This is a genomic window from Vibrio sp. 10N.286.48.F5, assembly GCF_041469785.1.
Classification (GTDB): domain Bacteria; phylum Pseudomonadota; class Gammaproteobacteria; order Enterobacterales; family Vibrionaceae; genus Vibrio; species Vibrio crassostreae_C.
The window spans coordinates 25217-50993 of sequence record NZ_JBFRLG010000032.1; the positions used below are offsets into that span (position 1 = coordinate 25217).

Here is a 25777-nt window from a genome sequence, read left to right on the forward strand (position 1 = left end):
AGAATCAATAGTCGCCGTTAAGCCAACTCAAACAACCTCTCTATAGAGCTAATAGGCCTCTCGATAGAAATATCGGCCACTCAGCACAGTGAACAAACCACTAAATCAGTTATAACACCGCTAAATTGGCTATTCGACCACTCACTCTCGTAGCGGAAGTTTCTTCTCATCGACTCCTTTAATATACACCCTGACTTAATTAATACATTCAGGGATAACAAATTATGATGTGGTTTCTTACCTGTGTCGCAGCACTCATTGGTGGCTACTTTATTTACGGTACCTTTATCGAGAAGATTTTCGGTATCAATGAAAAACGCCAAACACCTGCTCACACTAAGCAAGATGGCGTGGACTACGTTCCAATGTCGACACCAAAGGTTTACCTAGTTCAGCTGCTTAACATCGCAGGTGTAGGTCCAATCTTCGGCCCTATCATGGGTGCCCTTTATGGTCCAGCAGCAATGCTTTGGATCGTTCTAGGTTGTATCTTCGCAGGTGCAGTACACGACTACTTCTCAGGTATGTTATCTATCCGTAATGGCGGAGCTTCGGTTCCAACCATCACTGGACGTTACCTAGGCAATGGCGCAAAACACTTTATGAACATCTTTGCCATTGTTCTACTGCTTCTTGTTGGTGTGGTATTCGTATCTGCTCCAGCAGGTATGATCACTAACCTAGTGAACGACCAAACTGATTTCGCGATGTCTGCAACTACGATGGTTGTTATCATCTTTGCTTACTACATCATCGCAACGATTGTCCCTGTCGATAAAATCATTGGTCGCTTCTACCCACTGTTCGGTGCACTGCTTATCTTTATGTCTGTTGGCCTAATCACTGCGATTGGTCTATCTGACGAACACCAAATCATGGGGGGCTTTGAGATCAGCGACATGTTCACCAACATGAACCCGAATGACCTACCACTTTGGCCTGCTCTCTTCATCACTATCGCATGTGGTGCTATCTCTGGCTTCCACGCCACTCAGTCTCCTCTGATGGCGCGTTGTATGGAAAACGAGAAGAACGGTCGCTTCGTATTCTACGGCGCAATGATTGGTGAAGGCATCATCGCTCTAATCTGGTGTGCACTTGCTCTGTCTTTCTTCGGTTCGGTTGAGTCTCTGTCTGACGCAATTGCAAACGGCGGCCCAGGTAACGTAGTATACAGCGCTTCATTTGGTCTACTGGGTGTATTTGGCGGTATCCTTGCTTTCCTTGGCGTGGTTATCCTACCAATCACTTCTGGTGACACAGCGTTCCGTTCAAGCCGTCTTATCCTTGCTGAATACTTCAACATGGAACAGAAAACACTGCGTAACCGTCTACTAATGGCGTTACCACTGTTCGTTATCGGTGGCATCCTGACTCAAGTTGATTTCGGTATCATCTGGCGCTACTTCGGTTTTGCTAACCAATCAACAGCCGTAATGATGCTGTGGACAGCTTCAGCTTACCTACTTCGCCACAACAAACTGCACTGGGTAACAACAGTTCCAGCTATCTTCATGACGTCTGTGTGTATCACATTCATCCTGAACAACAGCCAACTGGGCTTCGGTCTACCAATGCAAATCTCAACCATCATTGGTGTGGTGAGTGCGCTAGGTGTTGCGGCTTACGTTATTAAAATTTCAAAAGGCAAAGGCGATATCGACCTAGCTGATGAAGAAGAGAAAGAAGCAAAAGGCGTCACCAAAACAGCCTAGTTCTTTAAGGCTCTTGGGAACAAGAGACCAATCTTCATAGAAAGAGATAAAAGAACAGCCAAACACAACTTCGCTTGCTCCCGTAATCACTCAGTGATTCGTGGAATCTAAGACTAAAGCCCGTCCACTGTGATGGGCTTTAGTGTTTTCAGGCGTTAGTGCTTTCGACTCTGGGAAGCGAATATAACCTACGAAAACACAAGCAAAGCTACCGTTACCAAGCAATGAGCTTTACACTTAACAAGCGTCTCAATAGGTGAAAATATGGAACTCATTCTCTCTCTGCTGCAACAAACCTGCGTCTACTTAGTGATTGCTTACATGCTGAGTAAAACCCCACTGATTCTCCCTTTGTTGAGCATCTCTTCACGCTTAGGCCATAAGATCAGCTGCTACGTTCTGTTCTCCCTGTTCTGCATTATGGGTACCTATTTCGGACTGCAGATTAATGATGCCATCGCCAACACGCGTGCGATGGGTGCGGTAATGGGAGGTCTGTTTGGCGGCCCTGTCGTTGGCTTTGCCGTCGGCTTTACTGGTGGAATTCACCGTTACTCATTAGGCGGCTTCACAGACTTGGCTTGTGCGATTTCAACCACAGCAGAAGGCTTGATTGGCGGCCTGTTACACGTTTATCTCGTGAGAAAGAACAAAGCCAGCCAACTGTTTAATCCGTTAGTGGTTTTCTCGGTAACCCTGTTTGCAGAGATCATTCAGATGCTGATTCTGCTGGCGGTCGCAAAACCCTTCGAACAATCCTATGCTCTGGTCTCCGATATTGCGGCGCCAATGATCATCGCTAACTCGGTCGGTGCAGCACTGTTCATGAGCATCATCCAAGACAGAAAAACCATCTTCGAAAAGTACTCGGCTACCTTCTCACGCCGCGCACTGACCATTGCCGAACGTTCGGTGGGTATTTTGCATGGTGGGTTCAATTCCGATAACGCACAAAAAATCGTACGTATCGTTTATGAAGAGACCAACGTAGGGGCGGTAGCGATTACCGACCGAGAGAAAATCCTCGCGTTCGTTGGTATTGGTGATGAACACCATATTCCGAACACCCCGATTTCATCGCAAAGCACGCTCACTTCGATGGAACAGAACGACATCATCTACCTTGATGGCAAAGAGAACCCATACCAATGCTCCTTGTCGCAGGATTGTAAATTGGGTTCTGCGTTGATTATTCCATTGCGCGCGGGTAACGAAGTGGTCGGCACCATCAAGCTCTATGAGCCAAAGCTGAAACTATTCTCAACTATCAATATGTCGATGGGTGAAGGTATCGCTCAACTATTATCGAGCCAGATCCTATTTAGCAACTACCAGCAGCAGCAAACGCTACTGACACAAGCAGAAATCAAACTGCTGCACGCTCAAGTGAACCCGCACTTCTTGTTCAATGCGCTTAATACTATCAGCGCAGTAACACGTCGTGACCCAGATAAAGCTCGAGAGTTGATTCAACACCTGTCTCACTTCTTTAGAAGCAACCTAAAGCAGAACATCAACACCGTGAAGCTCAAAGACGAACTGGCACACGTCAACGCTTACCTGACCATAGAGAAAGCACGCTTTACCGATCGACTAGAAGTGGAATGGGATATCGACCCGCAGTTATATGAATCTCAATTGCCGAGCTTTACCCTGCAACCGCTGGTAGAAAACGCCATCAAACATGGGATATCTAATATGTTGGAAGGCGGTAAAGTAAAGATCTCTAGCGAGGCTTTCGAGGGTGGGTTCAAGTTAACCGTTGAAGACAATGCAGGTAATTATCAGAAGCCATCTCAAGATCATGTAGGATTAGGGATGGAAATTGTTGATAAACGACTCACTAATTTCTTTGGACAAGATTCAGCACTAAAAATAGAATCTCAACCACAGCAATTTACTCGAATGAGCTTTATCATACCTATACTCAAATAATGGTATTTTCGGAGACGGATCGCTCCGAGTTGAAACATTTAGAAGCAGACATTTAAAAGATAAGCGTGAACCAAGCAGGGATAGAACCAAGATGAAGATTGTAGGATGTTAAAGGCACTAGTTATCGATGATGAGCTTTTTGCTCGCGAAGAGCTGATTGAGCTGCTGACCGAAACCGGAGAAGTGGAAATCATAGGCCAAGCGAGTAACGCGATCGAAGGACTGAAACAGATCAACCTACTCAAGCCTGATGTCGTGTATTTGGATATCCAAATGCCGCAGGTTACTGGGATTGAGCTGTTAAGCATGCTTGACCCAGATACCATGCCCTACGTGGTATTCGTCACCGCCTACGACCAATATGCGATTCAAGCCTTTGAAGATAACGCTTTTGATTACCTACTTAAGCCAGTCGAGCCTTGTCGATTAAACAAGAGCGTTTGTCGCCTGAATAAGGTCATCAAACAAAATCAGAAAGCACCAGAACAGAACATCTCAGCGATTGCTCCCTGTCACTTAGAGCAAATCCCATGTATTGGTCATAACCGCATTGTGATCATGGCAAGCCAAACGGTAGAGTGCGCCTATTCCGATATCAGTGGTGTGCATGTTCGTAGCTCATCGCAAACCGCAACCTCACAGTTAACACTAAAGATCTTGGAAGAAAAGACCGATTTGATCCGCTGTCATCGACAGTATTTGATCAACATAAAATCGATCCAAGAGATCAAACTGCTAGAAAATGGATTAGCAGAGATCATTACCCTGACTGGCTTTGAAGTCCCGGTGAGTCGTCGTTATTTAAAGACTTTAAAAGAGCAACTCGGTCTCCAGTAACGCGTTAGAATTAGACGCCTTGTTCCAAAGCACGATCAAAAAAGCCAACGTATCAACGTTGGCTTCCTGCTGTTTACAAATCAATAGTGTTTGCAAATCGATAGTGTTACGCATCGATCTTGTCACCAATCAATAGAGATTAGTCGACTTGCTTAATCTGTAGCTCTTTTGGTACTTCAAAGAACATGTTCTCTTCACGACCTTGAATCTCTTCAACGTCAGTCGCACCTAGCTCACGAATACGATCTAGAATTTGGTTTACCAGCTCTTCAGGAGCAGAAGCACCGGCTGTTACACCGATTTTCTTTTTCCCTTCAACCCACTCGGTTTGAATGTCTTCAGGACAGTCAGTTAGGTAGCCTGGTGTGCCTAGTTTCTCAGCTAGCTCTTTTAGACGAGTTGAATTCGATGAGTTCTTAGAACCAACCACTATCACCACATCAACGTCATTCGCCATCTCACGCACAGCGTCTTGACGGTTTTGAGTCGCGTAACAGATGTCGTCTTTACGTGGGCCTTGAATCTCAGGGAACACTCGACGTAGCTCTTCAATCACATCTGCAGTTTCATCTACTGATAGCGTAGTTTGGCTAACATAGTGCAGGTTACTTGGATCATTCACCACGAGGTTCTGTACGTCCTCTGGTCTTTCAACCAAGTACATACCACCAGTTTGGCTCGCGTACTGACCCATAGTGCCTTCCACTTCAGGGTGACCTGCGTGGCCAATCAGTACCACTTCCATATGTTTGCGGCTCGCACGAGCAACCTCCATATGAACTTTAGTCACCAAAGGACACGTCGCATCAAATACCGTTAACTCACGCTCTTTCGCTTCTTTACGAACCGCTTGAGAAACACCGTGAGCCGAAAAGATCACGATGTTGTCGTCTGGCACCTCACTCAGTTCTTCGACAAAAATAGCACCACGCTGCTTGAGCCCCTCAACAACAAAGCGGTTGTGTACCACTTCATGGCGAACATAGATCGGTGGCTGATACATTTCGAGTGCACGCTCTACGATGCTGATCGCACGATCGACACCGGCACAAAAGCCACGAGGGTTAGCTAACATTATTTTCATTTCATTGCTCATCATTTACCGCGGTACTAAGGTTGCTTCTATAGAGTTCGCCGTCAGCGAGGTTCGCATTCTACAGTGAAGCGTCTAGACAGTGAAGCTCTGGGTGAGATCACAGCTGTAAGGCTATCTTATTCTAGCGTGAAGACAGCTATTCTAACGTTAAGAGAGTTATTCTACCGTTAAGATATTGACGTCAAAGCTAACGTCTTGACCAGCGAGTGGGTGATTAAAATCAACCGTCACTGAATCACCTGCGATCTCAGTAATAATACCTGGAATTTCCATACCGTCAGGACCTGAAAATGCCATGATAGTGCCCACTTCAACTTCAGAGTCGCCAACAAACTTAGCACGATCCATATAGTGAATATGATCTGGGTTTGGCATACCAAACGCGTCTTCCGCCTTCAGTTCGATAGACTTTTCAGTGCCGGCTTCAAGTCCAAGTAAGCACGCTCCAAAGTTCTCACTTAGGCTGCCATCACCCATGACGAACTTCGCTGGTTTGCCCATGTTCTCCGTACTATCGGCAACTGAACCATCCTTCATTTTAATCGTAAAATGTAGAGTTACTGCTGAATCATTTTTAATTGCTGCCACGTTACTTTCCTTAGACTTCTTTATTATTTGAGGATGCGCTGTGCTTTGCTTCCTTGTTGACTGAAGCATAAAAAAAAGCGCCGTCGGAATCAACCGACAGCGCTTAGGGCTATTCTATTCTGTGAGTCATAGACTGACTTTGAAGCAAGCTATTTGCTTTCGTCTTTCTTACGGAAACCATCTAAGATGATCATCGCAGCACCGATACAGATTCCCATATCCGCTAAGTTAAATGCAGGCCAGTGGTAAGTGCCCCAGTAGAAGTCTAAGTAATCGACAACAAAGCCATGTACGACTCGGTCAAACACATTACCTACTGCACCACCAATGATGATCGCATAAGCAATGTTATTCCACTTCTCTGTTGCTGGTAGTTTGCTCATCCAGTACGTCAGCATACCTGTTACCGCAAATGCGATACCCGTAAATAACCAACGCTGCCAACCACTTTGATCACTCAAGAAGCTAAACGCTGCACCGTAGTTATGCACGTACAAAAAGTTAAAGAATGGCAGCACCTCAATACGGTTTGCCCAACCATAACCCATATTGTCCATGACAAAGAGTTTAATGCCGATATCAGCCAAGAAGACCAATAGAGCCAGCCATAACCAACGTACACCAGATTGTTTTAACGAAACTTCACTCATTTCTATTCCTAGTATTTACGAAGTTGGTATTCATTGTTAGTCACCTTACGTGACCTTGATTACCAACTTGGTTAAACACATTTCCTATAACTAAAAATAACCCCAGTTGATACTGGGGCTATGATTTTTACAAAAAGTTCAGTCTTTCTCTGAGTCGTTATGCGAACTTACGCACTTCGCCTTCACCGTCGATGTTCGACACACAACGACCACAAACTTTCTCGTGACCTTCGATAGTGCCTACATCTGGAGTGTGGTGCCAGCAACGGTCACACTTCTCAGCTTCAGTAGCCGCAACTTCAACGAATAGACCAGCAACGTCTGTCGCTTGCGCTGCATCAGACTTCTCGCTCAGTGGCTTAACAACAGCTGCAGAGGTGATAAGTACGAAACGTAGCTCATCTTCTAGCTTGTTGATTTTAGCCGCTAGTGCATCGTCAGCGTATAGAGTAACTTCAGCTTGCAGTGCACCACCGATCGTTTTCTCTTTACGAGCATCTTCAAGAAGCTTGTTCACTGCGCCACGAACAGACTGGATTTCAGTCCAGAATTCGTTGCTTAGCTCTTCGCCTTCTGCAAGACCAAATAGACCTTCGAACCACTCACCTGTGAATACGAACGTGTCGCGCTGCTCTCCAGTTGGTAAAGAGCTTGGCATTTCGTTCCAAATTTCATCTGCAGTGAACGACATGATAGGTGCCATCCAACGAACTAGAGCTTCTACGATGTAGTAAAGCGCCGTTTGACAGCTACGTTGAGCATGGCTGCCCTGCTTCGCTGTGTACTGACGGTCTTTGATTACGTCTAGGTAGAAAGAACCCATTTCGATAGAACAGAACTGCATTAGACGTTGAGTCACACCGTGAGTGTTGTACTCGCCGTATGCTTTAACAATCTCTTCTTGTGCAGCTTGAGCACGGCCAACAGCCCAGCGATCAAGTGCAACCATCTCTTCAGCAGGAACTAGGTCAGTTTCAGGGTTGAAACCGTTCAAGTTCGCTAGGAAGAAACGAGCCGTGTTACGAATACGACGGTAAGCATCCGCTGAACGCTTCAGGATTTCATCAGAAACCGCAACTTCACCCGTGTAGTCTGTAGAAGCAACCCATAGACGCAGGATATCTGCACCTAGCTTGTTGGTTACGTCTTTAGGAGCAACAACGTTACCGATAGATTTAGACATCTTACGGCCGTTACCATCCACTACGAAACCGTGCGTTAGTACTTGCTTGTACGGTGCTTCGTCTTTCATCGCGATAGATGAAATTAGAGAAGACTGGAACCAACCACGGTGTTGGTCTGAACCTTCAAGGTAAAGATCAGCACTGTGAGTGCGCTCTTCGTTCGGGAAGTTGTACTCTTCACGAGAATCAACAACAGAGAAGTGCGTAACACCTGAGTCGAACCATACGTCTAACGTATCCATTACTTTTTCGTACTTATCAGCGTCTTCTGCGCCCATAAGTTCAGCAGCGTCTACATCCCACCAAGCTTGAATGCCTTTCTCTTCAACTAGCTTCGCAACTTTTTCAATAAGCGCTGGGCTTTCTGGGTGAAGTTCTGCTGTTTCTTTATGAACAAACAAAGCAATTGGCACACCCCAAGTACGTTGACGAGAGATACACCACTCAGGACGACCTTCAACCATGCCTTCGATACGGCTTTGACCCCATTCAGGCAACCACTCAACACTCTTGATTGACTCTAGTGCTTTAGCACGTAGGCCAGCTTGATCCATAGAGATGAACCATTGTGGTGTTGCGCGGAAGATGATTGGAGTTTTGTGTCTCCAACAGTGTGGGTAGCTGTGCTCGTAAGCGTGGTGATGCAGAAGTGCACCTTTCTCTTTTAGAACTTCTAAAACAGAGTCGTTCGCTTTGAATACGTGCTGACCAGCAAATAGCTCTGTATCTGGCAGGTAAACGCCGTTAGAACCAACTGGGTTAGCGATTTCTAGGTTGTACTTTTTACCAACCACGAAATCTTCTTGACCGTGACCAGGCGCAGTGTGAACCACACCAGTACCTGAATCTGTTGTTACGTGATCGCCAAGAACTGCAGGAACAGTAAAGTCGTAGAACGGGTGGTTGAACTGAGAAAGCTCAAGATCAGCACCTGTAGCAAAACCAAGGTTGTGGAAGTGCTCGATACCTGCACGATCCATTACGTCTTTTGCTAGTTCAGAAGCAACAACGATACGTTGAGCAGGCTGGTCGCCATTAGCTTCAACTTGGATAAGCACGTATTCAAGATCATCACGTAGACATACTGCGCGGTTAGCAGGCAGAGTCCATGGTGTTGTTGTCCAGATAACGATAGAAATTTCGCCTTGACCCGCATGACCTTCAGCTAGAGTAAATTTCTCTAGAAGCGCCGCTTCGTCAGCTGCTGTAAATTTCACATCGATAGATGGAGAAACTTTATCTTTGTATTCAACTTCAGCTTCAGCCAGAGCAGAACCACAATCAGTACACCAGTGAACGGGTTTGAAACCTTTAAGAAGGTGACCTTTGTCTGCGATTTTGCCAAGAGAACGAATGATGTTCGCTTCTGTGCCAAAATCCATAGTGCGATAAGGTTTGTCCCACTCGCCCATGATGCCAAGACGTTTGAAGCTCTCTTTCTGACCTTCAACTTGACCCGCAGCGTACTTTCGACACTCTTCGCGGAATTCAGCCGCCGAAATCTTCTGACCAGGCTTACCTTTCTTCTTCTCAACCATTAGCTCGATTGGAAGACCGTGACAGTCCCAACCAGGGATGTACGGTGCATCAAAACCAGAAAGGGTCTTAGATTTGATAATAATGTCTTTAAGAATCTTATTCAGCGCGTGGCCAATGTGAATGTCGCCGTTCGCGTATGGAGGGCCATCATGCAGTACGAAAGATTTTTTACCTTTCTTTGCCTTACGGATTTCGCCGTAAAGATCTTCTTTGTACCAACGCTTCAGCATTTCTGGCTCACGATTTGCCAGATTGCCGCGCATTGGGAACCCTGTTTCTGGTAAGTTCAGGGTATCTTTATAATCACTCATCGATTCTTAATTCCGTTATATTGGGCGAAGTTAGACATTATGTTAATCGGTGGAATCATCCGATTAATTCTTTAGCTGAAGCAGCCACACCCTTGCGGCTTCAGCATCCAATTCTATTTGATTCTTTAGTGCGTCGAACGATTCAAATTTTATCTCGTCGCGCAGTTTGTGCAAAAGTCGTACTTCTAACTGTTTACCATATAAATTGGCTTTAAAGTCAAAAAAATGCACTTCCAATTGCTGCCTTACCCCATTAACTGTTGGTCGTTGTCCAATATTAGCAACACCACCGACAGGAACACCGTCGATATCCAATGCTTCAACAACATACACCCCCGATACAGGAGAAACACAACGCTTTAATGGAATATTAGCGGTAGGGAAACCGATAGTTCTCCCTAGTTTTCGACCATGGGACACTCGACCACTAATACTGTAATCACGTCCTAACATGGTAGCACTTGCAGCCAAGTCATCGACCGCTAATGCATTTCGTATCTCAGTACTGCTTACTCGTAATTGGTTTAAGCAATAGCTTTGGGTGCTGACCACCTCAAAACCGTACTTCTCGCCCGCCTCTTTGAGCATAGCGAAATTACCGGTACGACCTTTACCAAAGCAAAAATCGTCACCAACCACCAAGAACTTCACACCAAGCTTATCAACCAAAAGATCCTTAATGAATGCTTCCGCGGATAAACTTGCAAAATACTGATTAAAATTAACACACAATAAGCGACTGATATCTAGCTTACTCAGTTGCACGTATTTGTCTCGTAAACGAGTTAAACGTGCTGGTGCTCTATCTCGGGCAAACAGCTCCATAGGCTGCGGTTCAAACGTCATAACAACAGAAGGTAGCCCTAATGCTGCAGCTTGTTTAGAAACCTGACTCAAAACCTCTTGATGTCCTAAATGAACACCATCGAAGTTACCTATGGTTAATACACAGCCATGATGCTGCGCTTTAATATTGTGTATACCTCGGATCAGTTCCATTATGATCAGCTAAAACCTGTTATTTGCATCATTTATTGTGTGAAACCGACGGATTATATACTAATCAGTATTAATCTGTCGCTGCTTTTAAATGTTTTACTCGGATACCTAAAATCAGTACCGAAACAATATAAACAAAGCCACCAAGTCCAATCAAGCCAGTTAATGTCAGCGCTCTCTGGCTAAAGCTCCATTCAAGCCAATGTTGCATATTATCCAGCTGCCATAAAATAGCCGCTACCATCACCACACCTGAGATAATTAATTTGGCACTGAACAACAAGGTTGTCTTAGTTAATTGATACACACCCGCAAGGTGCAATCCTCGATATAACAAGGCCATATTCACAAAGGCAGACAGTGCCGTCGCAATCGCCAAACCCACATAGCCATAAAAATAAGCAAAGATCGCGTTAAACACCATATTGGTCACCATAGCGATAATGCCGTACTTAACCGGTGTTTTGGTATCTTGGCGAGAGTAATAGCCCGGAGCTAAAACTTTAATCAGCATGAAATTAAGCAAGCCTGATGCGTAAGCTACCAATGACATCGATGCTTGCTGTACATCGTGTGGAGAGAACTCACCACGCATAAATAGCACCATCAACATGGGTTTAGCTAAAACGATAAGACCTAACATCGCAGGAATACCAAGCAGCAACACCATGCGCACGCCCCAATCCATGGTATGCGCGAACCCTTCCCCTTGAGCATCTACGTGTTTACGAGACAAAGCAGGAAGAATCACAGTCGCAATCGCGATACCGAATAAACCGAGAGGAAATTCAAGCAGTCGGTCTGAGTAGTACAACCAACTGATAGAGCCTGTTGCGAGGAAGCTGGCAATAAAGGTATCAAACAATAAGTTGATTTGGCTGACCGACACACCGAACAAAGCAGGGATCATTAATGTGCGGATCTTAACCACACCTGGATCTCTCCAGCCCCACTTCGGCTTAACCAATACACCCGCTTTGATCAAGAAAGGCATTTGGAAAAGGAATTGGACTAAGCCACCAAGAAACACACCAATCGCCAAACCAATTTCTGGTTGATCTAAATTAGGTGAGATAAACCACGCAGCGCCTATGATCATCACGTTCAAGAACACAGGCGTAAAAGAAGAGACCGCAAACTTACCTAATGTATTAAGAATGGCACCAGATAAAGCAACGAAGGTAATAAACCATAAATAAGGAAAGGTAATCTTGAGCATAAAGCTCGCCAACTCAAACTTTGGCGCTGATGGACCATCATTTAGCCAGTCGATAAACCAACCCGCACCAAACATCGCGGTGATCACGCCAGAGCCCAATACCCCGATAACGGTGACAATAGAAACTAAAACCCCGAGCGTACCCGACACCTTAGCAATTAAATCTCGTGTCTTATCTTTATCACCTGCGGCGTGATATTCCGTTAATACAGGAACAAACGCTTGAGAAAACGCACCCTCTGCAAAAAGTCGACGTAAGAAATTAGGAATTTTATTAGCGAAGAAAAATACGTCGGCACTCGCTCCTGCCCCCATCAAATTTGCTACTACTACATCACGTACTAGCCCCAATACACGGGAAACAAAAGTCATGGCGCTGACAATAAGGCCTGACTTTAATAGTCGTTTACTCACAGAAACCTCTGACACTGGTTGATTACTTTCAAGCGAGGATAAATACTATCCTGTCCTAAGAAGCATATTTATTAGCATTGGTCTAAAAATGCTGTTAGAATCCCCGCCATCTTAACCGCGATGACCTTTCCATACCAAAGTTTGTTTGGCTACGATTGGTTTTTGCACAAATCATTTGACAATTAAGCGCTAATGAGGGATAGTCCTCGCCCTTAAATTGTCACCGAACTAAGTTTTTGGGAGTTAGACCCTTGGCAAACAGTAAATCTGCTAAGAAGCGCGCTATCCAAGCTGAGAAACGTCGCCAGCACAATGCTAGCCGTCGTTCTATGATGCGCACTTACATGAAAAAGACTATCGCAGCTATCGCAGCTGGTGATAAAGAAGCTGCAACTGCTGCTCTTGTAGAAGTTACACCACTTCTTGACCGTATGGCGACTAAAGGCCTTATTCATAAGAATAAAGCTGCACGTCATAAGTCTCGTTTCGCTGCTGCAATCAAAGCTCTTTAATAGAAATTTGATTACAACGCAAAACGAAAAAAACCGGCCTAGGCCGGTTTTTTTATATCTAAATTTTGAGTAACGCTTTTATTTTACGTGCTAACAGCCGTTTTTCTGACCGATAAACAATTTAAGCAGATAGATAAAACAAACAATCAGAAAAATAAATAGAGAAGCAAATTGGTACGTAGATAGGTAGATAGATAGGTAGGTAGATAGGTAAACACTAACGTTCAATGTGAAATGCTAACACTTCCTTGTGTCATTCTATCGCTGATAAGAAATCCCCCTCCCACCAGCAATAAGCTACTTGCAGTAAATACCATGCAGTAGGTTAATCATCGCTTTTACTTCTTCACTACTCAATGTGTAATACACAGTTTGAGCTTCTTTGCGAGTTTCGACCAAACCATCTCTTCTCAACCAAGCAAGATGTTGAGATAAAGCAGACTGACTCAGTTCCAACTTGCCACACAACTCCCCAACCGACAGTTCAGTGCCATGTAATAGGCACAAAATCTGTAAGCGACGCTCGTTAGCCATGGCTTTGAGTAGAATCACAGCTTGTGCTGAGTTCTTCTCCATCTCTTTTAAGTTCATAGTTTGGCTCCCTACAACCTTTACGCCAACTACGGGCTATCAGTATTTCCGGCATATTGCGGAGTTATGATAATCGATATCAATTCATTAACAAACTATCTCACTCGAACAATTTGCTAAAATCTGCGTCACATACGTTTTTTACTGCTGGATGTTGGATCATCCTCTCAGCAAATATGACGTAGTACTCCTCTTTTAACTCTTCAATACCGCCTAATAGTTGCAGTGATGTGTCGTCTTCCACTTCAGACATATAAATCGTCGGTGCTAAAAATATTACGTCATGATGGTAACGAGCAAAAGCCTTCATCAATGCGGCATCATCAAACTCACCTAAAATATCTGGCTTAAGCCCTTGTCTATCAAACCATTGCAGCACTTTACGACCCATTGAGGTTCGGCTGCCAGGGATCAAAAGCTTTCTTTGCTCCAATACAGCAGGGAAATTAACCCCTTCAACCTGACCTGAACTAAAAAAGCTCATTCCACTCTCACCCAGCTTTTTACTGAACAGGCCCGGGCTTTGACTAGAGTCCACCGGACAGTCAGACAAAATCATATCGAGCTTATGTTGAGAGAGTTGCTCAAGTAGCATTTCATGGGTCGATTCAAAACAGCGCAAGTGAATGCTGTTATCTGGAGGGATGGTCGACATCAGTATCTTACTGACGAGTCTTTTAGAGAGCGCATCCGCGACGCCAACATCAAACAGAATATTGGAGTGCTGGCTGTAATTCACGATGTCCAGCATCTCGTAACTCAGGCCAAACATACGATCGGCATATTTAAAGACCAGTTGCCCAAGCTCTGTAGGCTCAACACTTCGGCCATTACGCTTGGTCAACTTGCCATCCATGCGTTCTTCTAAGGCTTTTATCTGCCCCGTTACCGTTTGTGGTGTTAGGAATAGGGCTTCTGCAGCTTTAGTAACAGAGCCTTGCTTGCAAACCATCCAGAAGTAATACAGATGGTTGTAGTTGAGATGCGACATAGATGTGCCGTAATAAAAGAGTAGATACCCTTTTATATCAAATATGACACCGCCACTCAACAAACTCGAAAAAACCTAACCAAACATAGATTTACCACTTATTTTTTCGAAGTGTCTGATTTCATAATGTAATATTTCATCGATTATTTTCAATTTTTTTCTAACTTTTAAGATCTATATCACCTATAGAATTTCCATTAAAAAACAATTTAAAACAACAACTTAAAACAACCACATTAGCAATTGGAATATTTAAAGAGTAAATCATCACAAAAAAGTCGCACCTAAACCAAAATGTAATATTACTGAAATATTTCCCCTCTAACATCACGCTCAGATTAAACAAACAGACCAAACACAGACTTAAACGGTCCAATGGAGAAAACATTATGAACCAAGCTACTACTGCAGCAGCGCCTATCTCGAGCACTACTCGTTGGCTACGCTGGGCTAACTTGGCATTCATGCTTTACCTACTATTACTTTCAGTTTCAATGGTTGGTACAGGCTTCAAATGGGCAACAGGCGAGCAAGCAAAGGTTCTTTTCGAATTTGCTTCACACCCAGTTGCAGGCTTAATGATTGGTTTAGTAGCAACAGCGCTTATTCAATCATCAAGTACAGTTACTTCAATTATCGTTGGCCTTGTGGCAGGTGGTTTACCTGTTGAGCTAGCAATTCCTATGATCATGGGTGCTAACATTGGTACTACGGTAACCAATACGCTAGTTAGCCTTGGTCACGTTCGTTGTAAAGAAGAGTTCAAACGTGCATTCGCAAGTGCGACAATCCACGACTTCTTTAACCTATTAGCCGTTGCTATCTTCCTACCACTAGAGATGGCGTTTGGAATTCTAGAGAAAATTTCTCACTGGTTAGTATCACCGATGCTAGCAACAGGTGATATGAGCATGGGTGGTCTTAACTTCATCAAGCCAATCACTAAGCCTGTTGTAAGTGCGATTAAAGAACCACTATCAACGTTTGGCGACACTGTTGGCGGCATCATGCTTATCGCTCTAGGTATCGCAACTATCTTCGTAGCTATTACTGTAATGGGTAAGCTGATGAAGAGCCTAATGGTTGGTCGTGCTCGTGAGATTCTAAAGAACGCAATCGGTCGTGGTCCAATCCACGGTATCGCTTCTGGCTCTATCGTGACTATCCTTGTTCAGTCTTCTTCTACGACAACAAGCTTGATGGTTCCACTAGTAGGTTCAGGTGTTCTTAAAGTACGTGACGTTTACCCATTCACTCTGGGTGCAAACATCGGTACATGTATTACGGCTCTACTTGCAGCTACAGCAGTGTCTGGTGAGTTCGCAGTATTCGCACTACAAATTGCTCTAGTACACTTGGTGTTCAACATCATGTCAACGGTATTCATCTTCGGTATCCCGTTCCTACGTGAACTTCCAGTTAAAGCGGCAGACATGATTTCAGACATGGCTGTGAAGAACAAAGCTGTAGTGGCTGGTTACCTTGTTGCGGTATTCCTTGTACTGCCTGGTAGCGTGTTAGCTCTTACCGCTTAATAGCAAAATAAACATCGCTTATAGCAAAGCCCGCTACCTCCTAGGTTGCGGGCTTTTTCTTTTTAAGAGCAGATACGGGATTCGTGTAAGCGAGTATCGAAGAGAAAGAGCCAATGCGCGTTGAGAGTATACGAGTAACATAAAGCATCACACAGCATATGATTTCTCTGCTCTTCGAATCTCGATTACTCGTCACTGTAACTTAGATACAAAAAAGGCTGCACAGAGGCAGCCTTTCAATCAAACAAAGCGAGTGAGATTAAACCGAGAATGGGTACTTAATCGCTTCGTGGCATTCGTAACCTTCAACCCAGAAGTCATCCATCGTTACCCATGTTTCCAAATCTTCTAGAGACTTAATCTGAGGATTGATATGGAATGTTGGGCCAGCTAACGGCTCACGCTTTAACTGGATATCACGCATAGGTGCAAGTTGATCTTCGTAAATATGAGCATTTACTAGCTTATGGTAAGCCACGCCAGCTTTCTTACCCGTGATTTGCGCCATGATAGCTAGGAAGACATACACTTGAACCATGTTGAAGTTCAGGCCTAGGGGTACATCGCAAGAGCGCTGAGTGCTGTTTAGGTACAGAGTATCACCAAGTAGTGAGAAGTGATGGCTGTACATACACGGACGCAAACATCCCATGTGGAACTCACCTGGGTTGTAGAAGTTTAAGATCTCGCCGCGGTCATCAATACCGTTAGTTAGATCATCAACAATCTTCTTCAGTTGGTCGATATGACCGCCGTCAGGTTTTGCCCATGCACGTCCTTGAACGCCATAAACACGGCCCATGTCATCTTCACCCTTGCGGTAAGGGTTATTCAGCCATGCTTCATTCAGGTTAGAATTCGCATCCCAAGTTTTAGTCCCTAGCTTACGAAAATCTTCAGCATTGTCGTAACCACGGATATAGCCAAGCAGCTCAGCAACTGCGGCTTTCCAAAAACTCTTACGCGTTGTTACCAGTGGGAATTGGTTATTACCAACATCATATTCAAGGTCAGCATTGATCACGGTTAGGCAACGCTTGCCCGTGCGTTCATTTTCAATCCAAGTACCGTCATCAACGATACGCTGACAGAGATCTAAATACTGTTTCACACCAATTCCTTACTTCGTTTGTTGTGGTAATTCGTCTTTGTAGTGACCACGCTTGTATGCCCACACCATCATCAGCACACCGATGATAACCATTGGCAGTGACAAAATTTGTCCCATAGAGATAAACCCACCGAACAAACCTAGGTGAGCATCAGGTTCACGTACGTATTCTACTAAGAAGCGGAATGTACCATATCCAGCTAGGAATAACCCTGATACAGAACCAAGAGGACGCGGCTTTTTGATAAACCAGTTCAAGATGAAGAACAGCACGATACCTTCAAGCGCCATCTCGTAAAGTTGAGATGGGTGACGAGGAAGTGGACCACCGTTAGGGAACACAATCGCCCATGGCACATCAGTCACACGGCCCCAAAGCTCGCTGTTCATGAAGTTACCTAGACGGCCCATACCTAAACCAAATGGGACGAGTGGTGCAATCATGTCTGCCACGCCAAAGAAGGTGCGACCATTCTTTTTCGCATACCAGAACATTGCGGTGATAACACCCAGCAAGCCACCGTGGAAAGACATACCGCCAGTCCATACCTTAAATAGGTACAGTGGGTCTGCTAGGAAAAGGTCAAAGTTGTAGAAAAGTACGTAGCCAATACGACCACCCAACACCACACCTAGAAAGCCAGCAAACAGTAAGTCTGATACTTGCTCTCGAGTCCAACCACTACCCGGTTGATCAGCTCGGCGATTTGCTAACCAAAGAGCAAACATAAAACCGACAAGGTACATTAGGCCGTACCAACGAACTGAGATTGGTCCTAGTTCAATAAGAACAGGATCGATATTTGGGAATTCGATAAAACCCTGAGACATACTTGGCTCTCTATCTAAATTGATTAACGGTTAGCTCAATGACTAACAGAAAAGACACTACAGCAGCATTGTGGCTGCTATAAACATTAAAAATACCGCAAAGAATTTCTTCAGCACAGGGGTTGGCAATTGAGTGGCCAGTTTCGCACCCACTCGAGTGGTCAAAACTGAGGTACAAGATATCGCGATCAAAGCCGGTAGATAAACATAACCCAAGCTATACGCAGGAAGATCATCGACAGAAGATCCATGCCAAATGAAACCTAGCATTCCCGAAATCGCGATAACACAACCGCATACCGAAGATGAGCCGACGGCTTTACGCATTTCCACACCGTGATGGTTAAGGAAAGGTACCGATAAAGACCCACCGCCAATGCCCGCTAAGCTTGATACCAAACCAATCCCGCCGCCACACAACACGGTTTTAGCTGAACCCGGCATCGATTTTTGGCTCTTGGAGCGAATCGACAATAGCATTTGCAACGCCAACACCAAAACAATCACACCAAAGACTTTTGGTAAGTATTGAGCTGGAATTACATCGGCCACGAAAGAGCCGAGGAAGCCACCTATCACCACACCTGGCATCAACCATTTAACGACAAACATCTCTACGTTACCCAACTTTAGATGGTTAATCGCAGACGATCCCGACGTAACGATGATGGTTGATAGCGAAGTAGCCAATGCCATTTGCATCGCAAACTCTTGGGGGATACCCGCTTTAGGAAGCAAAAACAGTAAGGCAGGAACAACCAGCAAACCACCACCAATGCCTAGCAAGCCTGCTAAAACACCAACAATAGCACCAAGGCCCGCTAACAAGCCTATCAGTTCATATGACACGTTAAATCCTATTTTTTACCTGCTCGAATGAAGCCTGTAAATTCACGCTCTTCGAAATAGTTCAGCATCATACTATAGATGTCACTACCATACGGTTTTGAAAGTGCCTTATTTGCCAAATCCTGTAATTCAGCCAAGTTCGATTGACGAATCAAATATTTGGTTCTTGCGACATTCGAGGTATTCATACTTAACGTCTCATACCCCAATCCAATCAATAGCAGCGCGCCCATCGGGTCACCGGCTAACTCGCCACAAATACAAACAGGTAATTGATATTGCTTACAAGTATCATGAATTTGTTTTAATGCCATGATCACCGCAGGGTGCATTGATTCATAGACATCGGATACTCGTGAATTGTTCCGATCAACCGCTAATAAATATTGGGTTAAGTCGTTGGTACCGACTGAAACAAAGTCGACCTTATGCGCAATCAGCGGCAGTATGTACAGCATGGATGGCACTTCAATCATGATACCAACGCGAGGCATACGCACTCGGTTATCAAGCTCATGCACTTCATCATACGCTTGTTCAATCAACTGTAGCGCGTCATCCAACTCCTGTGCACCAGAGATCATCGGCAGCAAAATACTCAAGTTATGGCTTTCACAGCTCGCACGTAGCATGGCACGTAACTGAATAATAAAGATGTCAGGATGATCGAGCGTAAACCGAATACCACGCCAACCAAGGAATGGATTGTCCTCTTCGATAGGAAAATACGGTAAGGCCTTATCACCACCGATATCGAGTGTACGCATCACCACTTGTTTCTCTGGGTAGCTTGCCAGTACAGAACGATACTGCTTGAATTGTTCATCCTCTGACGGGAATCTTTGCTGCAACAAGAAAGAAATTTCAGTTCGATACAGCCCTACGCCATCAACGCCTTGGTTGATAGCGATGTTAGTGTCTGCACTTAAACCCGCATTAAGCAGAATCTCGACTTGCTTGTTGTCTTGCGTTTTTGCCGGTAGGTACAGCTCGCGATTGACCATAGAGGAGAGCTCACTCTCTTCTAGAATCAGCCCTCGATACTCTTTGAGCAGGCTTTTAGTCGGCTCAATAAAGATCTCACCGCTATACCCATCAACAATCGCTCGCTTGCCATTAGCTTGAGCTAGGTTGAGGTTTACCCCCATGACGGAAGGTATGCCAAGCGCTCGAGATAAAATCGCTGCGTGCGAGTTCGCCGCCCCTTCCAAGGAAATCACCGCTAAGAGCTTTTCTTTGGGAATAGACGCTAATACCGAAGCGGTTAACTCACGAACCACTAGGATAATCGGCTTATCTAACGTGCGAAGTTCATGTTCAGAGTTGTGGAGGAAATAGAGCAGCCTTTGTCCGAGCTCTCGGATGTCTTGTGCTCTCTCACGAAGATACACGTCCGACATACGAGCAAAGCGATTAGAATAACTCTCTACAACCTGTCTTAGTGCCCAATCGGCTTTATCGCCTTTCTGGATTTGGCTTTTTAGATCCTTACGCAGCATAGGATCGTTGAGTAAGTGAGTAAACAGGTCAAAGATCGCCAACGCATCTTTATTGATTTCGCTATCTAAGCGCTTTCGCATGCGCTTAAAGTCATTGAGGGCGTTTTCAACCGCTACCGCCAACAACTCATGCTCTCTCTCTATATTGAGCGTCGAAGCAGGATAAACATCGGTGAGTTCAGGCTGAGTGTTGTCCCACCATAAGTCACCAATCGCCACGCCCGATGAAGCTGCAATACCTTTAGTAGCCGGTAGCTTCTGTTGCTCTAACAGCCAATGGCCTTGAGTTTGGGCGTGCGCCACAATAACGGCAAGTTGTGCAGAGAGCGTGACAAGGAAGGATTCTTCCATCTCACTAAATAAACGTGGGGTCTTCTGTTGAATGACCAATACACCGAGCACTTGCTTGCGGTGGATAATCGGAGTACCGAGAAAAGAGTGATAGACGTTTTCTCCAAGCTCTGGAAAAAACTTATAAGCAGGGTGAGCAGACGCTTGTGCAAGGTTGATAGGTTCAGCACTTCTTTTAACAAGGCCAACCAGACCTTCGTCAAAACCAATGTGAATGCTATTGCCTTTGAAGATCAGGCCTTGAGTTGCCATCAACTCAAGGCGCTGCATATCATTATTTGCCAAATACACGGTGCAACATTCCGTCTGCATCGCACTGCATGTCTCTTTAACCAAAATATCAAGAGCCGTCGACACATCTTCAACTCTTGATACGTGTTCAACTATTTCCCTTAGTTGACTGAGCATGCTTAACCTCTACGCAATTTGCGCTTTCCTTTTATTTTTCGCTCTTTAAACGGCATTGCTAAAGATGCGAACTCTTTCATCGCTCGACGGTAAACATCTCGCTTGAAAGAAACAACTTGTCGAACAGGGTACCAGTAACTCACCCAACGCCAACCATCAAACTCAGGTGTACTTCCACGCTGCATATTGATATGCGATTCATCGCAATCTAAGCGCAAAAGGAACCACTTCTGTTTTTGTCCAATACAGACAGGTTTAGAATCCCACCGAACCAGTCGTTTGGGTAGCTTGTAGCGTAACCAATGACGACTTGTCGCGACGATCTTTACATCCTTTTTAGTAAGGCCAACCTCTTCATACAACTCGCGGTACATTGCCTGTTCCGGAGTCTCACCTTCATCTATTCCCCCTTGAGGGAATTGCCATGAATGTTGCCCGTATCGTTTAGCCCAGAAGACCTGACCATGGTTGTTACAGATTACAATACCAACATTTAATCGGTAACCATCGCCATCTATCACTGGCCAACCTCTATCTAAATTTTTAATTACTCTGATTTTTCCACATATCCCCAATCGGAGCAAACTTAGTGACGTGATAAGCGCTATATTTATGAATAATAACTAGGAATATGGATAAGTTTTGCTCAAATTCTAGTTACCCACACAATAGTGAGACATAGACCACATTTATTCACCTTTTCTGTGAATAACTATGTGAAGAATTACCCGCAATCGTTTTTTTTAATCCATAGATTCATCAACACCAAAAACAACAAATCAGTCAAAATAATTTTATTATTATATAAATCAGTAAATTAAAATAACATTCTAGTTTTAAAAAACATTAGAAATGTAAAAGATCTTTCAAAAACCTGACATGGTTAAAGATCAACCACTCCGATGTTTATCCACACTACTAAGTGAAAGATTCATTTTGAACCCCATTTGGCAAGCATTTTATCCACCATAAACCCCTGTTTATTTATCCACTAAATTAATATTTCAATTAATTACCTTTATGTCCTGTGGATAACCCTGAATTTGATCCCTTCTCTCGCAAGGAGATCATTTCTTAACCAGTCGTCATTTGGTGATAACTTCTGATAAAATCATTTTTTTGATCATGCCTTTTATTATGAAACCAGAACCACAAACACAACAAGAGCTGTTAGAGCGCGCGTATGCCATCGCCGGAATGACCTTTAAAGAGCTCGCTGACGAAGCTGAGATGGTGATGCCAAACGACCTTAAGCGTGATAAAGGCTGGGTTGGGCAGCTATTGGAATGGCACTTGGGTGCACCTGCAGGCAGTAAGCCAGAACAAGATTTTGCCAAGCTCGGTATCGAGCTAAAAAGCATTCCGATTAGCTACTCTGGCAAGCCACTCGAAACCACCTTTGTGTGTGTTGCTCCTTTGATGGGTGTGCAAGGCATAACTTGGGAAACCAGCCACGTTCGAAACAAGCTGTCTAAGGTGTTGTGGATCCCTGTCGAGGGAGAAAGAGAGATCCCGCTAGCAGAGAGGCATGTAGGATCCCCTTTGCTATGGACACCAAGCGAGGCTGAAAACGAGCTTCTAAAAAGGGATTGGGAAGAACTGATGGAATTGATCGTGTTAGGCAATGTTGAACAAATAACAGCAAGGCACGGTGAAGCGCTGCATCTACGACCAAAAGCCGCCAACAGCCGAGTGTTAACGGAAGCCTACGGTGCAAGTGGAAAGCCCATCAAGACTAAACCGCGTGGTTTTTACCTAAGAACTCAATTCACCCACAAATTGCTGACGACACACTACGCATAGGTCGCTTAACGCACTTCAAAGATAGGATGATCAGTGTGTTATCAACCGTCGGTAGTAAGAAACGAGTTCTAATGAGGTTTGAGCGCCAGTTCAATATCACAGTAGCTTTGGCTTGGCTCATTACCAAACTCATCATAGGCGTTGTGTAAGCGAAGATACGCCTTTTCAAAGCCGAGCCGGAGTAACTCTTCTTTCACTTGATCCAAGGATCCAAAGTGAAGCGGCTCACCGTCTTGCTTTACCGGTTCTAGCTTGTGTTTATATTCCACTGCTAATAGATATTCCGAGATATCGGAACAGCCAATAACGTATACCTTTGGTGTTTGATACGAGTCTTTGTGCTCTCCATGTAACCACATGTCTAATTGATGCTTTTGCATAGCCAGCCTCCCTTGCTCTATAAAGCGTAGTAGAACTCTTTTTCTTTACTAGATAACGACTTAAAAAAGCACACATAACGGCTTAAAAAAGCAAAAAAGAGAAGCAAGTGCTTCTCTTTTTTGGCCAGTTCTAGTTCAAAAGCTTGCACTTCCGACGCCACAACTATCGCTGATATTTATCTTAAGGGGTGAAAGGCGCTATCACCCCACAAGATTACGTCGGTATTCGCGCGCTTAAGACTCGACGAAGGTGACGAACTCGACGTTCAATCGTAACGACTTCAGGTTCAGAAAAACCAATTGGTCGACCATCGGCTTCAAGGCCAATATCTCTCAATAAATGAGTATTGTTCCATGGTAGATCGTATGAACTACGACGAACTTTTCGTTGCCATTCACGTTCTTCACGACGAAGGTCTGCACGGATAAGGACTGTTGCTAGTTTTAAGTATACTGAGTGACGCATAATAACTCTCCAGTTGTAAAATAAACTGAGGAAAAATAGCGTGTTAAATAGTATGAGGGCTTCTCACTTAGCTGCTATTTTTCCGCAGCCAAATAAGGGTACGGATCTATTAGTTAGGTTTATCTTGGGTGTTTCGATCGGCCATGGCTGATGTATGTGACATATCAGTCACCATGTCAGTACACGGATCAAACGACGCGCAAATATGCTGTATAAAATCGAAATGTTTCATTTGCGCCTCCAAGCTAACTAAAAAATCCAAAAAGAAATGGGGAAGTAAAAGCAGACAAGTCTTTGTTAAATCGTTGCTTTCACGGTTAAAGTCTAACCAAGTGAGTATATTATTCAACCGATAATTGGTTAACATTTTTAAAACAATGCATTCGCCTGAAATATCAGTTGCATATTCATTTACATATAACATATTCACTATGATTATATAAAATCACAGCATATCTCTCTTAGTGCTGAGCTAGAAAACAACGGACTATCCCTCAGAAACAAAAAAGCCACGTAGATACGTGGCCTTTAATTTACGGTGACTGAATAAATCTACTTAGAAAAGAGTCTAAACAACCCCTTCAGAGATTAGGCTGTGTTTATTCAGCAAGCGGTACATCGTCGCTCGTGATACACCGAGCTCCTTAGCTGCCAACGAAACCTGACCACCGTAAGATTCCAAAACAATTAACAACGCATCGCGCTCTGAGCGCTCTCGAATACTCTTCAAGCTTCGGCGTTCATCATTCTGCTTCGGTAAATCCAGTTGGTGATCCTCAATGATCACAGCATCAGACATCAACACAACACGCTTAATCTGATTCATCAGCTCACGCACATTTCCAGGCCAATGGTATCGATTCATCGAACGGATAGCATCGTCTGAGAAGCTCTTCGCTTGAGCATTAAACTCTTTCGAGTACTCACGCAGAAAATGATTCGCCAGTACTGAAATATCGCTCACACGTTCTTTTAAGCTTGGAACATGAATACGCAGAACATTGATATAGTGATAAAGCTCTTCATTGAAGTCGCCCTCGATCAACGCCTTCTCGATATCAGAGGAGTTCGCGGCCAGAATACGCACATCGACAGATTTAGGTCCATTCGCAGTTTCAATCTTACCTTCTTGTAGAAAGCGCAACAGGTTCAGTTGTTGATTGCGTGGCATCGCTAAAACATCATTAAGCAAGATGGTTCCGCCATCGGCTTCTTCCAACATACAAGGCGCAGTCGCTGACTGTGCTGATATGCCAAACACCTCGGCCTCTATTCTCATTTCAGACAAGGCACGACAGTTAACCGTTAAAAATGGTTTCTGTGCTCGCGACGAATTTTGATGAATCGAGCGTGCAATCGTCTCTTTACCAGCCCCACTCTCGCCATAAATCAAGATACTGACATCAGTCGGCCCAATACGCTTTACTTGGTCTCTCAAGCGCTTCACGGCCACAGAATCGCCTAGCAGTCCCATGTTGTTATTGATGCCGTAGTTTGGCCATACCTTCTGCTCAAGCTTAAGCATACCCAGTTGGTGACCAATGGTACTCAGCAATTGAGCATCTGGGATTGGTGCCGTGAAAAAGTCGATACAGAAGTTGACGATAAACTGGCAGATCGTATCAGAGCTTAATTGAGATTCACGGATAAAGGCGAGCCATCTCACCTGCTTGTTATTGCTCACAAGGTTAGCAATACCGTTGAGACTGAACTCATCATGACTAAGATCGACAATACCAATACATGGGCCAATATCAGCAATCAAGGCATCGGCTTTTCGTAAATCTGCACACTGGGTACACTGCCAACCCACTTGTTCTAACACTGATAACCAGGGTTCGTACGCACCACCAACGACGATAAGAGAACCTGGTAAGGAATCCATCTTAAATTGAGTTCCCATCCTTCTTCCTTATTCTATTTTTATTTAAATCAGACTAATACGAGTCACTGCTTCATCGTT

General features: G+C 44.4%; 22 protein-coding genes. 6 read left to right on the top strand and 16 right to left on the bottom strand.

All coding sequences use genetic code 11. The features are described 5' to 3' along the window. Positions 1 to 224 precede the first annotated feature (224 nt). The 3 genes from AB4185_RS17705 (at position 225) to btsR (ending at position 4487) form a co-directional block, all read left to right on the top strand. Positions 225 to 1715, top strand: a complete 1491-nt coding sequence (locus tag AB4185_RS17705; protein ID WP_017062863.1) for a carbon starvation protein A — start codon at positions 225 to 227, stop codon at positions 1713 to 1715. Between the two features lie 264 nt (positions 1716 to 1979). Further along, positions 1980 to 3650 (top strand): LytS/YhcK type 5TM receptor domain-containing protein, encoded by a 1671-nt coding sequence (locus AB4185_RS17710; protein ID WP_371724419.1) that lies wholly within the window; start codon positions 1980 to 1982, stop codon positions 3648 to 3650. Between the two features lie 105 nt (positions 3651 to 3755). After that, positions 3756 to 4487 carry a two-component system response regulator BtsR gene (btsR, locus tag AB4185_RS17715; protein ID WP_017070063.1) on the top strand — a complete coding sequence of 244 codons (732 nt, stop codon included), beginning with the start codon at positions 3756 to 3758 and terminating at the stop codon, positions 4485 to 4487. Positions 4488 to 4626: 139 nt separating this feature from the next. Here btsR and ispH read toward each other — a convergent pair whose 3' ends face one another. The 6 genes from ispH to murJ form a co-directional block, all read right to left on the bottom strand. Next, complete coding sequence (ispH, locus tag AB4185_RS17720) at positions 4627 to 5583, bottom strand: 4-hydroxy-3-methylbut-2-enyl diphosphate reductase (protein ID WP_029235087.1); 957 nt, start codon at positions 5581 to 5583, stop codon at positions 4627 to 4629. A 156-nt stretch (positions 5584 to 5739) separates the two neighbouring features. Then, positions 5740 to 6171, bottom strand: coding sequence for an FKBP-type peptidyl-prolyl cis-trans isomerase (gene fkpB / locus AB4185_RS17725; protein ID WP_372135714.1), 432 nt, complete (start codon positions 6169 to 6171; stop codon positions 5740 to 5742). Positions 6172 to 6320: 149 nt separating this feature from the next. After that, on the bottom strand, positions 6321 to 6821 hold the full coding sequence (lspA, locus tag AB4185_RS17730) for a signal peptidase II (RefSeq protein ID WP_004739521.1): 501 nt from the start codon (positions 6819 to 6821) through the stop codon (positions 6321 to 6323). Positions 6822 to 6978: 157 nt separating this feature from the next. Then, a complete protein-coding gene (ileS, locus tag AB4185_RS17735; RefSeq protein ID WP_017059344.1) occupies positions 6979 to 9855 on the bottom strand; it encodes an isoleucine--tRNA ligase in 2877 nt (958 codons plus the stop codon). A 63-nt stretch (positions 9856 to 9918) separates the two neighbouring features. Next, entirely contained in the window at positions 9919 to 10854 is a 936-nt protein-coding gene (gene ribF, locus AB4185_RS17740; protein ID WP_017062867.1) for a bifunctional riboflavin kinase/FAD synthetase, read from the bottom strand. A gap of 70 nt (positions 10855 to 10924) precedes the next feature. Next, on the bottom strand, positions 10925 to 12487 hold the full coding sequence (gene murJ / locus AB4185_RS17745; protein ID WP_048606849.1) for a murein biosynthesis integral membrane protein MurJ: 1563 nt from the start codon (positions 12485 to 12487) through the stop codon (positions 10925 to 10927). 251 nt (positions 12488 to 12738) lie between these two features. On the opposite strand from murJ, the gene rpsT reads away from it, so the two are divergent. Continuing rightward, positions 12739 to 12999 (top strand): 30S ribosomal protein S20, encoded by a 261-nt coding sequence (rpsT, locus tag AB4185_RS17750; protein WP_004739529.1) that lies wholly within the window; start codon positions 12739 to 12741, stop codon positions 12997 to 12999. Between the two features lie 297 nt (positions 13000 to 13296). Here rpsT and AB4185_RS17755 read toward each other — a convergent pair whose 3' ends face one another. Next, a complete protein-coding gene (locus tag AB4185_RS17755; protein WP_004735028.1) occupies positions 13297 to 13590 on the bottom strand; it encodes a metalloregulator ArsR/SmtB family transcription factor in 294 nt (97 codons plus the stop codon). Between the two features lie 100 nt (positions 13591 to 13690). Beyond that, positions 13691 to 14581 (bottom strand): transcriptional activator NhaR, encoded by an 891-nt coding sequence (gene nhaR / locus AB4185_RS17760; protein ID WP_017059341.1) that lies wholly within the window; start codon positions 14579 to 14581, stop codon positions 13691 to 13693. A 389-nt stretch (positions 14582 to 14970) separates the two neighbouring features. Here nhaR and AB4185_RS17765 point away from each other — a divergent pair, with 389 nt between their 5' ends. Beyond that, the gene (locus AB4185_RS17765; protein WP_017059340.1) at positions 14971 to 16116 is read left to right on the top strand and encodes a Na/Pi symporter; all 1146 of its coding nucleotides are present in this window, start codon (positions 14971 to 14973) and stop codon (positions 16114 to 16116) included. A gap of 259 nt (positions 16117 to 16375) precedes the next feature. Here the strand turns inward: AB4185_RS17765 and AB4185_RS17770 are convergent, their stop codons facing one another. The 5 genes from AB4185_RS17770 to rppH are packed head-to-tail and all read right to left on the bottom strand — an operon-like array spanning position 16376 to position 21686. Further along, the gene (locus AB4185_RS17770) at positions 16376 to 17227 is read right to left on the bottom strand and encodes a thymidylate synthase (RefSeq protein WP_017059339.1); all 852 of its coding nucleotides are present in this window, start codon (positions 17225 to 17227) and stop codon (positions 16376 to 16378) included. Between the two features lie 9 nt (positions 17228 to 17236). After that, positions 17237 to 18058, bottom strand: a complete 822-nt coding sequence (gene lgt, locus AB4185_RS17775) for a prolipoprotein diacylglyceryl transferase (protein ID WP_017059338.1) — start codon at positions 18056 to 18058, stop codon at positions 17237 to 17239. A 57-nt stretch (positions 18059 to 18115) separates the two neighbouring features. Beyond that, the gene (locus AB4185_RS17780) at positions 18116 to 18907 is read right to left on the bottom strand and encodes a sulfite exporter TauE/SafE family protein (RefSeq protein WP_017059337.1); all 792 of its coding nucleotides are present in this window, start codon (positions 18905 to 18907) and stop codon (positions 18116 to 18118) included. 8 nt (positions 18908 to 18915) lie between these two features. Beyond that, positions 18916 to 21165 (bottom strand): phosphoenolpyruvate--protein phosphotransferase, encoded by a 2250-nt coding sequence (ptsP, locus tag AB4185_RS17785; RefSeq protein ID WP_017059336.1) that lies wholly within the window; start codon positions 21163 to 21165, stop codon positions 18916 to 18918. 2 nt (positions 21166 to 21167) lie between these two features. Next, positions 21168 to 21686 carry an RNA pyrophosphohydrolase gene (gene rppH / locus AB4185_RS17790; RefSeq protein ID WP_017059335.1) on the bottom strand — a complete coding sequence of 173 codons (519 nt, stop codon included), beginning with the start codon at positions 21684 to 21686 and terminating at the stop codon, positions 21168 to 21170. Positions 21687 to 22302: 616 nt separating this feature from the next. Between rppH and mutH the strand changes: the two genes are divergently transcribed. Continuing rightward, complete coding sequence (gene mutH, locus AB4185_RS17795; RefSeq protein WP_102332791.1) at positions 22303 to 22968, top strand: DNA mismatch repair endonuclease MutH; 666 nt, start codon at positions 22303 to 22305, stop codon at positions 22966 to 22968. Between the two features lie 68 nt (positions 22969 to 23036). On the opposite strand, the gene AB4185_RS17800 is transcribed toward mutH, so the two are convergent. The 3 genes from AB4185_RS17800 to vpsR all read right to left on the bottom strand — a co-directional run bounded on the left by AB4185_RS17800 (position 23037) and on the right by vpsR (position 25717). Then, positions 23037 to 23348, bottom strand: coding sequence for a DUF6482 family protein (locus AB4185_RS17800; RefSeq protein ID WP_004735016.1), 312 nt, complete (start codon positions 23346 to 23348; stop codon positions 23037 to 23039). A 214-nt stretch (positions 23349 to 23562) separates the two neighbouring features. Then, positions 23563 to 23814, bottom strand: a complete 252-nt coding sequence (locus AB4185_RS17805; RefSeq protein WP_004735015.1) for a hypothetical protein — start codon at positions 23812 to 23814, stop codon at positions 23563 to 23565. Positions 23815 to 24382: 568 nt separating this feature from the next. Further along, a complete protein-coding gene (gene vpsR, locus AB4185_RS17810) occupies positions 24383 to 25717 on the bottom strand; it encodes a cyclic-di-GMP-binding transcriptional regulator VpsR (protein WP_017062873.1) in 1335 nt (444 codons plus the stop codon). Positions 25718 to 25777 lie beyond the last annotated feature (60 nt).